12 protein-coding genes are annotated in these 13,918 nt (G+C 68.8%); 8 read left to right on the top strand and 4 right to left on the bottom strand.

The window, feature by feature from the left end; genetic code table 11:
• Positions 1-93: 93 nt before the first annotated feature.
• The 3 genes from DAT35_RS00065 to DAT35_RS00055 are packed head-to-tail and all read right to left on the bottom strand — an operon-like array spanning position 94 to position 5,152.
• Positions 94-1,002: a PhnD/SsuA/transferrin family substrate-binding protein gene (locus tag DAT35_RS00065; RefSeq protein ID WP_108064810.1), complete on the bottom strand. Its 909-nt coding sequence runs from the start codon at positions 1,000-1,002 to the stop codon at positions 94-96.
• The gene (locus tag DAT35_RS00060; protein ID WP_108064809.1) at positions 999-3,536 is read right to left on the bottom strand and encodes a tetratricopeptide repeat protein; all 2,538 of its coding nucleotides are present in this window, start codon (positions 3,534-3,536) and stop codon (positions 999-1,001) included. The genes DAT35_RS00065 and DAT35_RS00060 overlap by 4 nt, the downstream gene beginning before the upstream one ends.
• A gap of 5 nt (positions 3,537-3,541) precedes the next feature.
• Positions 3,542-5,152: a SpoIIE family protein phosphatase gene (locus DAT35_RS00055; RefSeq protein WP_108065581.1), complete on the bottom strand. Its 1,611-nt coding sequence runs from the start codon at positions 5,150-5,152 to the stop codon at positions 3,542-3,544.
• Between the two features lie 321 nt (positions 5,153-5,473).
• On the opposite strand from DAT35_RS00055, the gene DAT35_RS00050 reads away from it, so the two are divergent.
• The 4 genes from DAT35_RS00050 (at position 5,474) to DAT35_RS00035 (ending at position 9,668) form a co-directional block, all read left to right on the top strand.
• Positions 5,474-6,796, top strand: a complete 1,323-nt coding sequence (locus DAT35_RS00050) for a chloride channel protein (RefSeq protein ID WP_108064808.1) — start codon at positions 5,474-5,476, stop codon at positions 6,794-6,796.
• A 202-nt stretch (positions 6,797-6,998) separates the two neighbouring features.
• Entirely contained in the window at positions 6,999-8,006 is a 1,008-nt protein-coding gene (locus DAT35_RS00045) for a thiamine pyrophosphate-dependent dehydrogenase E1 component subunit alpha (RefSeq protein WP_108064807.1), read from the top strand.
• A 3-nt stretch (positions 8,007-8,009) separates the two neighbouring features.
• A complete protein-coding gene (locus DAT35_RS00040) occupies positions 8,010-9,068 on the top strand; it encodes an alpha-ketoacid dehydrogenase subunit beta (RefSeq protein WP_108064806.1) in 1,059 nt (352 codons plus the stop codon).
• A 108-nt stretch (positions 9,069-9,176) separates the two neighbouring features.
• Positions 9,177-9,668, top strand: coding sequence for a GNAT family N-acetyltransferase (locus DAT35_RS00035; RefSeq protein ID WP_108064805.1), 492 nt, complete (start codon positions 9,177-9,179; stop codon positions 9,666-9,668).
• Between the two features lie 32 nt (positions 9,669-9,700).
• Here the strand turns inward: DAT35_RS00035 and DAT35_RS00030 are convergent, their stop codons facing one another.
• A complete protein-coding gene (locus DAT35_RS00030; protein ID WP_108065580.1) occupies positions 9,701-10,063 on the bottom strand; it encodes a TIGR02266 family protein in 363 nt (120 codons plus the stop codon).
• 175 nt (positions 10,064-10,238) lie between these two features.
• Between DAT35_RS00030 and DAT35_RS00025 the strand changes: the two genes are divergently transcribed.
• From DAT35_RS00025 to DAT35_RS00005, 4 genes are all read left to right on the top strand, one after another.
• Positions 10,239-11,129, top strand: coding sequence for a hypothetical protein (locus DAT35_RS00025; protein ID WP_146209521.1), 891 nt, complete (start codon positions 10,239-10,241; stop codon positions 11,127-11,129).
• A gap of 794 nt (positions 11,130-11,923) precedes the next feature.
• Positions 11,924-12,382 carry a hypothetical protein gene (locus DAT35_RS00015; RefSeq protein WP_146209520.1) on the top strand — a complete coding sequence of 153 codons (459 nt, stop codon included), beginning with the start codon at positions 11,924-11,926 and terminating at the stop codon, positions 12,380-12,382.
• A gap of 83 nt (positions 12,383-12,465) precedes the next feature.
• Positions 12,466-13,329 (top strand): PD40 domain-containing protein, encoded by an 864-nt coding sequence (locus DAT35_RS00010; protein WP_158501493.1) that lies wholly within the window; start codon positions 12,466-12,468, stop codon positions 13,327-13,329.
• On the top strand, positions 13,326-13,918 hold a 593-nt coding region (locus tag DAT35_RS00005), incomplete at its 3' end, for a hypothetical protein (protein ID WP_146209519.1). The genes DAT35_RS00010 and DAT35_RS00005, both read left to right, overlap by 4 nt.

Below are 13,918 nucleotides of genomic sequence, written 5' to 3'. Positions count from 1 at the left end.
GGCCGTCATTGCGACGGCTGTCCCCGAACGCCCTGGGTTGTTGAAGTGTAGCAACTCTAACTTTGTAAGGAGGTAAAAGTCGCCCCCCCTGGGTCAGTCATCCGGCTGCTCCGCGGACACCTCCAGGGCGTCGGCGAAGGAAGGCAACACGGGCTGGAGGGCGGAGGGCTCCATGAGGGCCTTGGTCTCCACACGCAGTGCGGGTGCATCCACCAGCACGGGCTGACGGCGGGGAGGACCGCTCTGGAGCAGCTTGCGGAAGTCCTCCAGCTCCTTGCCCTGCACGGCGACGAAGGCGCCGAAGGGGGCCACCGGCTGGAGCTTCTGCAGGTTCTCCGTCAGGTCGTCCGCGTCGCCGCGCATGCCCACGAGGACGGCGCCCGGCACCTTGCTGCTGCGGAAGAGCACCCGAACCCCTTCGGGCACGTGCGACAGGGGCACCAGCGCGGCCTCGGCGCCCTTGGCCTCCAGCATCTTGAGGGCGGACTCCACGTTGGGCACCGTCGTCAGCTTGAAGTGCTTCTTCGCATCCAGGTCGCCGGCCAGCACCACGTTGGTGACGAACTTGGGATCCGCCGCGCCCGCGCCCTTGACGATGGCGAGCCGCTTGCCGGCCAGGTCCTTCACGGAGCCCTTCGCGGTGGAGACGATGGCCCAGCGCTGGGACGTCTCACCGGACAGCGGGGCGAGCGCCACCGGAGTGGCCTTGGCGCCGAGCTGCACCGCGGCCCAGGAGTCCACGACGGCGAAGTCGATGATTCCCTCGGCGACGGCCTTCGAGAAGTCCTCGTAGCGGGCGAAGCTCTTGGCCGCCGTGGCGCGGCCGGTGGCCTCGGTCAGCTTCGCGGCGAGCGCCTCGGCGTACTGGAAGCGCTGTTGGCCGTCGGTGAGGGTGGTGGGCAGGAAGACGCCCAGGGTGGCCTTCTTGGCGGCCGCGCCAGCGGCGGGCACCCACGCGAACAACAGCGCGAGGCCCAGAAGGAGCGAGCGGGGGGCAATCATGGAGTGGTCTCCGAAGCGGTGACGCTGGAGGGCTCGGGGTTGGAGGTCGGAGCGGTGTTGGCCGGATCGGACAGGCCGTAGATCATCTGCAGCCGCTCCTTCCACTCACGCACGGCGGCGGCGCGAGGCCCGCCGGAGGCGAGGTAGCGGCGGTAGGAGTCCACGGCCTCGCCCATCTCGCGACGGCGCTCCTGGGCATCGATGCCGAGATTGAGTGTGGCCTGGGGTACGGCGCCCTCCAGCTTCTTCCAGACGGCCACGGCGTCCGCGGGCTTCTTGCCGCGGTAGGCCACGCAGGCGAGGTTGTGCTGAAGGGCGGCGCTCTCGGGAGCGAGGGCCAGCGCGGACTTGAAGGCCTTCTCCGCGGCCTTCATGTTGCCGGACGCATAGGCGCGCTCGGCCTCGCGGCGGTAGAGGGAACTGGTGAAGGTGGACGTCCACTGCGCCTGCTCGGGGATGGGGCGCTTGGTGGCGGCTGCCAGGGCCTTGCGCGCCTGCGGGAGTTGATCGCGGCGGTAGAGGACGAAGGCGTCGACGAGCTGGCGGGTGTTGGGCCGGGCCCACGCGGGCGTCGGGGTGAGCGAGCGCTTGAAGCCCGCGCTCGCATCCGCGAAGCGGCCCTCCTCCGTCTGGGAGAGCGCCTTGGTGAAGGCGGCCAGACGGCCCAGGTCGGACGAGTTGCCCCCCACGCCCGCGCGCTCGGCGGACTCCACGTCCTGGCGGGCGCCCGCGCCGTCACCGGCCTCGAGCCGGGCGAAGGCGCGGCGCAGGTGGGCACGCGAGAGGTTGGCGCGCGTCACCTCGATGGCGCGCTTGGAGGTGCCGGGCTCGGCCAGCCGCTTGAGGGCGGCATCTACCTGCCCGAGCTCCATCTCCGCGAGGGCCGAGCCGGCGGACACGTCCGCGAGCGAAGCCACATCCGGAGCCATCTGTCCGGCCTTCTCGAAGGAGGCGAGCGCATCCTTGGGAGCGCCCGAGCCCAGCCGCGCGTAGCCGAGCAGCAGATGCTCGCGCCAGGCGGCCTCGGGCATCTGCACGCCCTGCTCCATCACCTTGCGGGCCTCGGCGTAGGAGCCCTGTTGCAGCAGCGCGGCGCCCAGCCGGCGAGCCATGGCGGAGGAGCGCTCCAGGTCGAAGGCGCGGCGCAGGTCGCGCACGGCATCGTCCACGCGCCCGTTGCCGGCCCGGTCCCGGGCGCGGTGGGCCAGCGCGCGGCCCAGCCACTTCTTCGCGTCGGCGTGCTCCGGCTCAATCTTGAGCGCGTTGGTGTAGTCGTCGATGGTCAGGTCCCACTGGCCGGTGGCGAAGTGGTCCGCGCCCAGCAGCACATGGCCGAGCGCCTGCTTGGGGGCCATCTCCACCACGCGGCGGTGCACCTCCACAGCGCGGGCGTAGCGGCCGGCGCGGCGGTTGACGCTGCCGAGCGTGGACCACAGCTCCAGGCTGTCGGCGCCTGACTGCACGGCGCCCTCCAGGAAGGAGATGGCCTCCTCGTTGCGGCCCTGATTCTGCAGCGCCATACCCACGGAGATCTGCGCGGCCACGTCGCCCGGGGCCTGGTCCAGCGCCTTGCGGAACTCGGTCTCCGCCTCGGCGGGCCGGGCCTGGGCCATGCGCACGTCACCGAGCAGCATGTGCGCCGGAGGCGTGCTCCCCAGCTTCACCAGGGCCAGTGCCTGCACCTCGGCACGCGGCAGCTCGTTGGAGGCCAGCAGCAACCGTCCCAGACGCTCCTTGGCCTCGGGCACCTGCGGGAAGCGCACGGTGAGGCCCTCGAGCAGCGCCATGGCCTCGGCAATCTTCCCTTCCATCTCGAGCACCGCGCCCAGGCCCATCTGGATGGAGACGGACTCGGCCCGGCCCACCTGGGCGCGCTCGAAGGACAGGCGCGCGGCGGCGGGGTCGTTCCTCAGCAGGTGGCCGCGGCCGAGCAGCTCGTGAATCTGGTAGTCGTTGGCGGCGATCTTGTCGGGGCGCTGGGCCAGGTAGGCCTGCAGCTCCGCCACGGTCGCCTCGCCGTCCTGGGCGATGAGGGCGTAGTAGCTGCCCAGGTAGTAGTGGACGAGCAGGTGCTCGGGCTGGTTGGCCACGGTCACCTGCTGCAGCACGGGCACCGCCTCCTCGTAGCGCTTGAGCTTGAAGAGCGAGATACCGAGCGGATAGGCCAGATCGAGCGAGTCGTGGTTGGCGGCGTACACCGGGGCCACGCGCTCGGCGACGCGGGCGTAGTCCTGGAGCGCGAGCCCCACGGCGCCGAGGCCCGCGGCGGCCGGCACGGAGGTGGGCTCGGCGGCAAGCGCTTTCTCGAAGAGCTCGAGGGCCTTGCGGTACTTGGCCTCGGCGCGCTTCTTGTCACCGGAGGTGGCGGCGGTGCTCGCGTCCACCTGGGCCGACTCACCTTCCCGGACGAGCCGCTGGGACTCGGACATGGGGGGTGGACGGTACTGGGCGAGCGCGCCTGTACCTGCGAGCGAATGGGCAAGGGCGAGTGCCGCGACGAGGCGGCGGACGGAGGGACGGGGGAGGCGTCTCATGCGACTCATGGGGAGGCGGGGCTGAACTCGGCGACGACCACGGTGATGTCGTCGTGGGCCGGGAGGCCTGCGCTGAAGGCACGCGCATCGGCCAGGATGGCATCGCGCAGGGCCTCGGCGGACAGGTGGGCGTTGGCCGCGAGGGTACTGGCCAGCCGCTGGGTGCCGTACTGCTTCTGGCTGGCGTCACGGGACTCGGTGAGGCCGTCCGTGTACCAGACGATGACGTCGCCGGGCCGCAGTTGCGCCTGACGCGAGGCGTACTGGGAGCTGGCGGAGGCGCCCAGCAGCGCACCGCGCGCCGGCAGCGAGGCCACCTGGCGGGAGAGGCGGTTGTAGACGACGGGGCTGGGGTGGGCACCGCTCGCGTAGTCGATGACACCCGTCTGCAGGTCGATGACGGCCAGCGCGCTCGACATCTGGTGCTCGCCCTTGCCCACGTTGGCCATGGTGACGTTGAGCGAGGAGATGAGGAGCTGGGCGGAGATCTCCGCGGGCGGGCGCATGGTCATGGCGGCGGCGAAGCCGCTGGTGGCACTGGTGGCCACCAGGGCGGTCGCGAGGCCGTGACCGGTGACGTCACCGATGCCGATCACCACGCGCCGCTCGTCCAGGGCGGCGCGCGTCCACCAGTCACCACCGCACGCATCCGCGGTGACGACGAGGCCGGCGATGCGCAGCGGGCCCGCCTGGAAGCCCTCGCGGCCGGGCAGCAGCGTCTCCTGCACGGTGCGCGCGAGCGACACGTCGCGCTCGAGCTGGGCCTTGGCGCGCACGTCCTCGAGGAGCACGTTGATGCGCTCGGCCATGTGGTTGAACACCACCCCGAGCGTGGTCACCTCGCGCCCGGCGCCCCGCACCTCCTCGGTGCGCGCACCCAGGTCTCCGGCGGCCAGTTGCATCACCTTGCCGGTGAGCACGCCGAGCGGCCGGGTGATGCGGCGGCTCTGGATGGCGACCAGGATGCCGGCCACCAAGAGGAAGCCCACGCCCAGGCCCGCCATGGTGGTGGCGTTGCGGCGCAGCGACTCCTGCTTGGAGGCCTCCAACGCGTGGAGCTGCTTCTGCAGGGACTCCAGCGAGTAGCTGATGACGACCACGCCCTTGCCGCTCTGGGAGCCGTAGTCGATGGGCTCCTGGTACTCGATGATGGGTTTGCCCTGGTACAGGGCGCTCACCCAGCGGCGCTCCGGCTTGCGCTCGGTGGGGGTGCCGAGCTTCGCGTCCGGCGACGAGTCCGCCGCGAGCTGGCTGTCCGCGTCATAGATCTGCACGCGGAGGATGTTGGGGTTGTCGGCGATGATGGAGCGCGCCACCTCACTGAGGAAGGCGTAGTTGTTGTCGCGCAGCGAGGTGGCCGAGGTGAGCGACAGGGTGTGGCTGAGCGTCTGGCCCAGCTCCGTGGCCTGCTTCTGGACCTGCTCGGTGAAGCGCCCCGAGGTCTCCTCGAACTGGGCCTTGGTGGACATCCAGGCCACGGAGGCGAGCAGGCCCACGATGATGCCGACCAGCACACCGGTGGTGACGAAGAGGAGCTGATCCAACCGCAGACCGCGGATGGCGGCCACATCGGGGAGCTCCCCGGCCTCCATCGGGGCGACGATGGTGCCCGTCATCTCCGGGTAGAGCGGGGAGATCGCCGTCGAGGTATGGCCCGCCACGCGGGTGGCGGTAAAGGTAGGCTCTTGCTGCTCGAACGACCCGTCAGGCGGGGGTTGGGACGGCAGAGGGGCGTTGGACAAGGCGGGACTCTGTTCGGCGCGTGGGGGGCGCGACGGGTGTTCGGAATATGAGAGGCCGGGACTTTATCTCAGTTTTCCAGTTATGCGAGTACCCCCACCAGGAGGGGGGTCCGTGCATCCATCCGTATTGAATGGGATTTTGCTGACAGTGGAGTCTTCAAGAGGCACTCCTGCGGCCTCCAAACAGGACGGACAGTGACCCTGGACAAGCGTGCACGTTCTTTCGGGCAGTGGCTGGCCCTTGGCTCCGTGGTGGGCGCCGTGTGCGGCGTGGCGTCGGCGGTGTTCCTCTACCTGCTGGATCTGGCGACGCGGTTCCGGATCACCCACGAGGTCCTCGTCTACACCCTGCCCCTGGCGGGCCTCGTCATCGGCGCCCTCTATGGAAGGTGGGGCACCCCCATCCGGGGCGGCAACAACCTCATCATCGATACGGTGCACGAGGGCGACAAGCAGATCCCCCTGCGCATGGCGCCCATGGTGCTGCTGGGGACGGTGCTCACCCATCTCTTCGGAGGCAGCGCCGGGCGCGAGGGCACCGCCGTGCAGATGGGGGCCAGCCTCGCGGATGCCGTGGCGCACCGCTTCCGTGTCTCGCCCGCCACGCGGCGTGAGTTGCTCGCCGCGGGCATCGCCGGGGGCTTCGGCTCCGTCTTCGGCACGCCCATCGCGGGCACCGTCTTCGGGCTCGAGGTCGTCTGTGTGGGGCGCATGGGCTACGAGGCGCTCGCGCCCGCGCTGGTGGCCGCGGTGGTGGGAGACCTCGTCACGCGCTCGCTCGGCATCCACCACACGGTGTACCCCACGCCCGCGGCGCTGCCCCTCACGCCGGGGGTGCTCGGCAAGTGGCTCGTCTTCGGCATCGCGGTGGCGGTGGTGGCCGTGGTGTTCGTGGAGCTGGTCCACTTCCTCAAGAAGCAGTCGGAAAAACGCATCCCGTCCCTCCCCCTGCGCATGGCGCTCGGAGGCGCCGTCATCGTGGTCCTGTGGAAGCTGGTGGGCACGAGCGACTACCTCGGCCTGGGCGTGCCCACCATCGAGCGCGCCTTCGTGGACCCCACCCTTCCGCCCGAGGCCTTCGCCCTCAAGCTGCTCTTCACCGCCGTCACCCTGGGCGCGGGCTTCCTCGGAGGTGAAGTGACGCCGCTCTTCTTCGTGGGAGCGGCGCTCGGCAACGTGCTGGCGCGGGTGCTCGGCCTGCCGTTGGAGCTGGCCGCGGGCGTGGGGCTCGCCGCGCTCTTCGGCGCCGCCGCCAATACACCCCTGGCCTTGTCCATCATGGCCGTGGAGCTGCTCGGAGCGGGCGTCCTGCCCCACGTCGTCATCGTCACCGTCACGGCCTATCTGCTCACGGGCCACCGGGGCATCTATCCGGCACAGCGCATCGCGCGCTTCAAGCACGGAGGACCACTGCTCTCGCGCCTGATTCCCCTGCGGGACGTGGAATCCCAGCCCGGCTCCACTTCGGGGGAGCAAGCCCCCGAGGAACCCCCGGCACCGCGCGAGGGTTCTCGTTAGGAAGACTGCTTGCTGCCAACAGCCTCCGGGGTTCACTTCCAGGGCGGCTCACGCCGAGCGTGAACGCCTCGTGACAGGGTCTCCGCCTACGCCGCAGCGCGGCATGTTCGACGGCGGGTGTACCTCGTGGGGCGCTTGAGATTCTGGGGCACCTTTGCGGTATAGGGGGCCCCGTTCCCTTCCTCTGACTAGAGAGACGCGCGTGCCAAAACCCCGCCTCCTCAACCGCGAAGAAGATGCGCTCCCGCTCGAGCGGGAGCTCCTGGTCCGGATGCACGACCTGATGGTGAAGGCGCGCGTCCTCGAAGAGCGCCTCATCCAGATGTACAAGCAGGGCCACGGCTACTTCTGGATTGGGGGCCCCGGCGAGGAGGCCTTCAACGTCCCGCTCGGCCTGCTGATGAAGAAGGGCCAGGGTCCGGCCTACGACTACCTGCACGCGCACTACCGCCAGTCGGCCACGATGCTGGCGCTGGGCGAGGAGCCCATCGGGGCGCTGCGGCAGATGAAGAACACGGCCACGGATCCGTACTCGGGCGGCCGCAACTTCGCGGGCCACTTCTCCAAGCGTGAGTGGAACATCGCCCCGGTCTCCTCCCCCATCGAGGTGCAGTACGTGATGGCGCCGGGCACGGCGATGGCACAGAAGCGCCACGGCGGAGACGGCATCACCATCGTCACCGGCGGTGACGCGGGCACGGCCGAGGGCGATTTCGCCTCGTGCCTCATCTGGAGCTCGCGCCCGGGCAACGAGCTGCCCGTGCTCATCATCGTCACCAACAACAAGTGGGGCATCTCCACGCCGGCGGAGACGCAGCACGGCGAGACGCACGTGGCGGATCGCGGCAAGGCGTTCAACATCCGCTCCAAGACGATCGACGGCAACGATCCCATCAACGCCTGGCTGGAGCTGAAGGAGGCGATGGAGTACGTGCGCAAGGAGCGCAAGCCGTTCCTGATGGAGGCGAATGTGTCGCGCCTGTACGGGCACTCGTCGGCGTCCGGCGCCAACTTCGTGGGCAACGAGCTGGACTGCCTGGCGCGCTTCGAGGAGCGCCTGGAGAAGAACGGCGTGCTCACGCGCAAGGACATGGACGACCTGCGCAACCGCTACACCGAGGACATGGCCGCCATGGCCCGTCAGGTCCGTGAGGAGCCGCTGCCGGCCCCCGAGACCATCTGGAACCACATCTTCGCGGAGAGGAAGTAACCCATGGCCAACATGGCACAGGCCATTCGCATGGCCCTGCACTACGCCGAGGAGAACCTCGGTGTCACCGACGTCTTCGGCGAGGACGTGGGCGCTCCGCTGGGCGGCGTCTTCACCGCCACCCAGGGCCTCAAGACGGCGTGGAACTCGCCCCTGGACGAGCGCGGCATCATCGGCATGGCCATCGGTCTGGCCATGGCCGGCCAGAAGCCCGTCGCCGAAATCCAGTTCGCCGACTACATCTACAACACGATCGATCTGCTGAAGATCGCCGGCAACACGTGCTGGAGCACCAACGGGGACTGGAACGTGCCCATGGTGGTGCGCACCCCGGTGGGCAGCGGCATCCGCGGGTCCATCTACCACTCGCACTCGTTCGACGCGACGGCGACCCACATCCCGGGCTGGAAGATCGTCATCCCCTCCAACCCGCTGGATGCGTACGGGCTGCTCATCTCCGCCTGCCAGGAGATCAACCCCGTCATGTACCTGGAGCCCAAGGCGCTCTTGCGCATCAAGGGCGAGGATCGCATTCCGGGCGAGCCGGACGACGACAAGCTGCTGTCGAAGATGATCGACGCGCCGCTGGGAGACCGCTCGCAGTGGAAGCCGCAGTGGCCGAAGGAGCTCGAGGCCTACGCGGTGCCCATCGGCAAGGGCAAGGTGGTGCGCCCGGGCTCGCAGCTGACGGTGGTGAGCTACGGGCGCACGCTGCCGCTGTGCAAGAAGGCCGCGGACGACCTGGCCAGCGAGGGCGTGGACGCCGAGGTCATCGACATGCGCAGCCTGTGGCCCTACGACTGGGAGCTCATCAAGGGCTCCGTGGAGAAGACGGGCCGCGTGCTGTACGTGAACGAGGACACCGAGGTGACCAACTTCGGTGAGCACCTGGTGCGCCGCACGGTGGAGGAGCTCTTCTTCAAGCTGGTGGCCCCTCCCCGGCTGCTGGCCGGCAAGTTCCTGCCGGGCATCGGCCTGGCGGACACGCTGGAGATGGCCTCGGTGCCCCAGCTGGGTGACATCACCGCCGCCATCCGCTCGCTGGCGGCCGAGCAGCCCTGATTCTCACACTCCAAGAGCCGATGTAAGCGCGGGGCGGCCCGGATGCGAGTCCGGAGCCGCCCTCTGCCTTTGCGAGGTTGCCCGCCCCATGGGTAGACTGCGTGGGCCGTGCAACCCATACCCACCAGAACCCCAGCCCCGGACGCTCCCCCCTTCCGCATCCGCCGCGCACGCCGCGGTGACGCCGAGAGCCTAGCCGCGCTCCTGCGCGAGATGGGCTACGCCCACGGCTCGGATGCCCAGACGGTCCACTGGGTCATCAGCCATCCGGAGATCGAGATCTTCGTGGCGGCGGACTCGCAGGATCGCCCGGTGGGAATGGTGTCGCTGTCGCACCGGCCACAGTTGAGGCTGCGCGGGCGCATCGCGACCGTGGACGAGCTGGTGGTGACGGAGACCTGGCGGCGCCGCGGCGTGGGCAAGGCCCTCATGCAGCAGGTGCTCGAGCGGTGTGGTGCTCGGGCGCTGAGCGTGAAGCGGCTCGAGGTGAGCGCCTACGCCCTGGAGGAGCTGAAGGGGTTCTACACGTCCTGCGGCTTCGTGCAGGTGGACAACATGGTGATGCGCCACGCCGAGCTGGAGAAGCAGCACGGCCAGTAGCGCATCACCCCGGGCGGGGGGAGCCCCCCGCCTCAACGCTTGAAGCTGGACACCACGCGCTGCAGGCGGCCCTGGTCCGCCTCGCTGACCCCGACGAAGCGCACGCCAATGGCCTCGGCGTCATCCCGTACCCACGAGATGATGCCCTCGAGGTCGAAGTCCTCGCCACTCACCGTCATCTGAAGGCGTACGCGCGAGCCCACGTCATACGAGCGGCGCGTGCGCAGGCACAACCCTCCCGCGGACAGGTTGAGCGAGTACGCACGCAGGGCGCGCGCCGCGTCCTGGGGTTCCTGGAAGCGCACGTCGAACGTCGCCGTCACCCTCTCATGGGCTCTGCGGTTGGCGTGTGCCACCGCCAACGACTCCGCGGCATCGGCAGTCTTCATGCTCATGCGCACTTGATTCCCTCGGGCGTGTTTCGGATGGAAGTCCTACGAGATGAGACACCCGTTTGAGGACTTCGTGACAGATGCAAGTGTCCGCTGTCACCCAGGTGTTGTTCAAGGGGGGCCCGTTTCTCCCCGGACGTCTTATTAGTCCCGTTCGTGACTCCAGAGGGGGCCAGGAATGCGGGCGAATGTACTTCTGTTGAGCAGTGTCCTCGTCGTGGGACTGATGGCCGGGGCGTGCCGCAACGGCAGAGGCCCCGGAACCGGCGCCACCGGGGACGCGGGGAGTGACGCCGGGAAGACCAACAGTGGGGAGGATGGAGGCGGGGGCACACCGGACGCGGATGGGGGTGGGACGGTCTCGGGTTGCGACGTGGCGCGTCAGCGGGGCTGTGACGCGGGCGCGCTCTGCCTGCGGGGCCTGCAGGAAGGGGGTGGGCAGGGCAACCGCTGCTTCCCGGGCGGATGTGATCTGGTGGCGCAGGATTGCCCCTCGGGCAGCAAGTGCACCTACGTGCGCCAGGGGGACGTGACGGCCCGCCGCTGTGTGCCGGACGGGACGGTGGCCGAGGGCGGTGCCTGTGCGAGCACCGCGACGCCGTCGGGCGACTTCTATGACACGTGCAAGGCGGGGCTGTACTGCACGGATCAGAAGGCGCCGGGTGGGGGCACGGTCTTCACGTGCCAGAAGTTCTGCTACGGAAGCGAGCAGTGCACGGCACCGCGCGATTGCATCGAGGTGCTGCGCTTCACGGGCTCGGACGAGCTGCCGAGGGTGTGCGGAGAGGCGGGTCCGAAGTGCGATCCCCTGGCGCAGGGCTGCGCGAGCCCTCGGGGGTGCTACCCCTCGCCGGGGAGCGGACCGGTGTGCGCGACAGCGGGCACGGCGGAGGACGGAGCACCGTGCACGTACTCGAACGACTGCCGGCCGGGGAGCGCGTGCGTGAAAGACGGAGCGGCCCTGACGTGCCGCCGGTTGTGCCGCGCTCCATCGGGAGAGCCCGGTTGCGCGAGCGGACACTGCGAGCCGCTGCTGGGCTCCACGGGAGTGGGTGCCTGCGTGCCCTGAAACCCCTCTCCCTCCGGGAGGGGGACGGGGTGAGGGTGTCGAGCCCCTCGGGTTGAACCCGTCGCACCGGCGGCCCGAGGAGAGCCCTTGTCTCGAGCACTCCATTTCAATGGATAAATCCAGCCAGGATGTTCTTGGACTTCCGGCTAGCGCCTGAAGCAGATGAACTCGGAAATAAGTAACCGTTCACCGCGTCGGGCGGCGGCAAGGCGCACCAGTGATTGCGAGGGCTCTGGCGAAGGGCGGCGCCCCGCGCCGATGCGTGTCCTCAACACGCATCGGCGTTACGGCACTACGCAACCTCCCGGCGCAGAGGCGCCCCTCATGGGAGCCCACGTGCTGCGAACCAGCGCTGAGGCGTTCCAGCACACCGTCCGTCTGCGTCTCAGGGACAGAATCCGCGAGCGCCGCGAGCCCAGTCCGTTCGTCGTGCTGGTACGCCGCTTGCTGATGCCCCGCTACAAACCTACCCAGACCGAGGCGAGCCGGACCGATACCCGTGAACGGCTACGGAAATAAAACGAGTTCTTGACCCAGACGTGCCTTGACAGTGCAAGCACCGCACTGCACTGTCCGCCGCCCCACAGCCAAGGATCTCATAAAGATGCCCGTAACCATTTTCACCAGGTGCGGGCTTCCGGATGGGAATGACGCAGGCCCATCCCGGGTGCCGCGCCGAAGCAGCAGGGCGCACCGCTCCTGTGTGAATCCATTCACAGCGCGCGAGCGAGGCCCTTGGTAGGAACCGCAACACCTTTGACATTGACATGCGTCCATTGAAAGGAAATCACATCATGTGCTCATTACGAGCGCTGGTGCCCTGTCTGGCTTTGTTCCTGATGGCGCTGGCGTGCAATCCTACCGCCTCCCCGGACGACTCGGCGAGCGGCAGGGCCGGCAACGTGCTCACCGAGCGTCAACCCCTGCAAGCCGCGGCGCGCACCAGGCAATTCGGCGAGGACTGTACCCGCGCCGGCCGCTCCGAGTGTCAGACGGGCCTCTGCCTCCACTATCGCCCCGGTTCCCACGAGGGCTACGTCTGCTCCGACTTCTGCTCCGACGCCTCCGAGTGCCCTTCTCGCTGGCAGTGCGTCACCCTCGTCCCCGGCTCCCCCGAGCGCGTCTGCACACCTCCTTCTGACTGGGCTCCCTCGGCTGTGACCAAGCGCGGAAAGGGCGCCGCTCGTCCCCGCCCCACCGAGCTTCCCCAGTCCCTCCCCGGCAACCCTCGCGGCGACGAGCCCTCGCCCTGAGCCCTCTGGTTGATCTGATGCCCATACATTCAATGGCAGACACACCCCGTCCTCACGGGCGGCCGCCCCATGCCCTGAGGTGGATGACCACGCTGTGGCTCCTGCTCCTCGCGCTCCCCGCCTCCGCCGGGGATGCCTGGAGGGAATCGCGGGTGCTGGCATTCGGCGAAGGCCGGGACTGGGTACTGGTCCGCATGCCCGGCCTCCAATCCGAGCGCGTCGTCTTCCCAGCGGGCTTCGAGCCGACAGCGCTCACCGTGACGCGAGACGGAAAAACGATTGTCTTCACCTCGCAAGACGCCCACCACCCATTCGACGCGCTCTTCGCCTGGGATTGGAAGGCCAAGACCGCTCCTCGCTCCATCGGCATGGATACAGGACGTCACGGCGAGCCGGCGCTCAGCCCGGATGGACAATGGGTCTACTTCGCCCACCACCCCGAGTCGGATGGCCCGCCGGGACAGCATACGTCGAAGGCCACCGCGCAAATCACCCGGGTGCGGATCGATGGCCTCAACTATGAGCGGCTCACGGATGCGCCGGGCTGCCATTTCGCCCCCGCTCCCGCCACGTCTGGGAAGGTCATCTTCCTGCACACCCCATGTGACTTCACACGCTCCATCAAGGTGCTCGACACGCGCAGCCGTCAGGTCACCGCGATCCGAACCGCGGGGCTCCGTATGGAGCAACTCTCGCTGTCTCCGGACAGCAAGCGAGGCGTGTACGCCGAGATGCGGAGCGACACCCTTGCGCTCATGGAGGTGGACGTGAGTACCGGCGGAGTGAAGCAACTCCACAAGTTCGACCGCACCGGACCTCTCGCCCGGCCGCAGTACGGCCGGAGCACGAACGAAATCCTCTATCAACATGACGGCGCTGTGTGGCGTTTCGACGGAAAGACCGCCACCCGCCTCTTCCCCTTCCTCTCCCAGGAGAGCCAGCAATGAATCGGCTCACGACCGCCACCGTGCTGCTCCTGCTCGCCGCCCTCTTCGTCCCGGCGAGCATGAGCGCCGCTCCCTACTGCCCCGACACCAACACGTCCCTGGACTGCAAGAAGGACAAGTCCTGCAAGTGTTCCGACATCATGGTCGGAGACCCCATCAACCTCGCCGACGGCAGTTCCTTCCACCGCGCCGAGGACCTTCCCCTCACCGGCATCTCCGCGGACCTGGGTTTCCTGCGCGCCTATGACTCCGAGGATTACGCCTCCAGTCACGCCAACGAGATGACTGGCCTGCCCAAGCCCTTCGGCTCCAGCCCCACCAACGTCAATGCGCTGAAGTGGTACCACAACTTCTTCGCCTTCGTTTTGAAGCCCACCTCCGGCTCCTGGTGGGTGCGTAACCTCGATGCCCAGCGCATGCAGTACACGCCCTGCGCCTCCTTCTGGTGCTACGCCCCCAACGCCTCCGGCAACTCCGCTCGCAAGGACCGTCTGCAGTGGACTCCCGAGGGCTTCACCCTCCACGAGTTCGACGGCCGCAAACTCCTCTTCAACGCCGCCTTTGGCTCCACCCACTACTTCCTCACCGA

The sequence above is a fragment of the Vitiosangium sp. GDMCC 1.1324 genome (assembly GCF_003044305.1).
Classification (GTDB): domain Bacteria; phylum Myxococcota; class Myxococcia; order Myxococcales; family Myxococcaceae; genus Archangium.
Note: the sequence above shows the minus strand (reverse complement) of the source record. Positions and strands in the feature narration are given on the sequence as shown.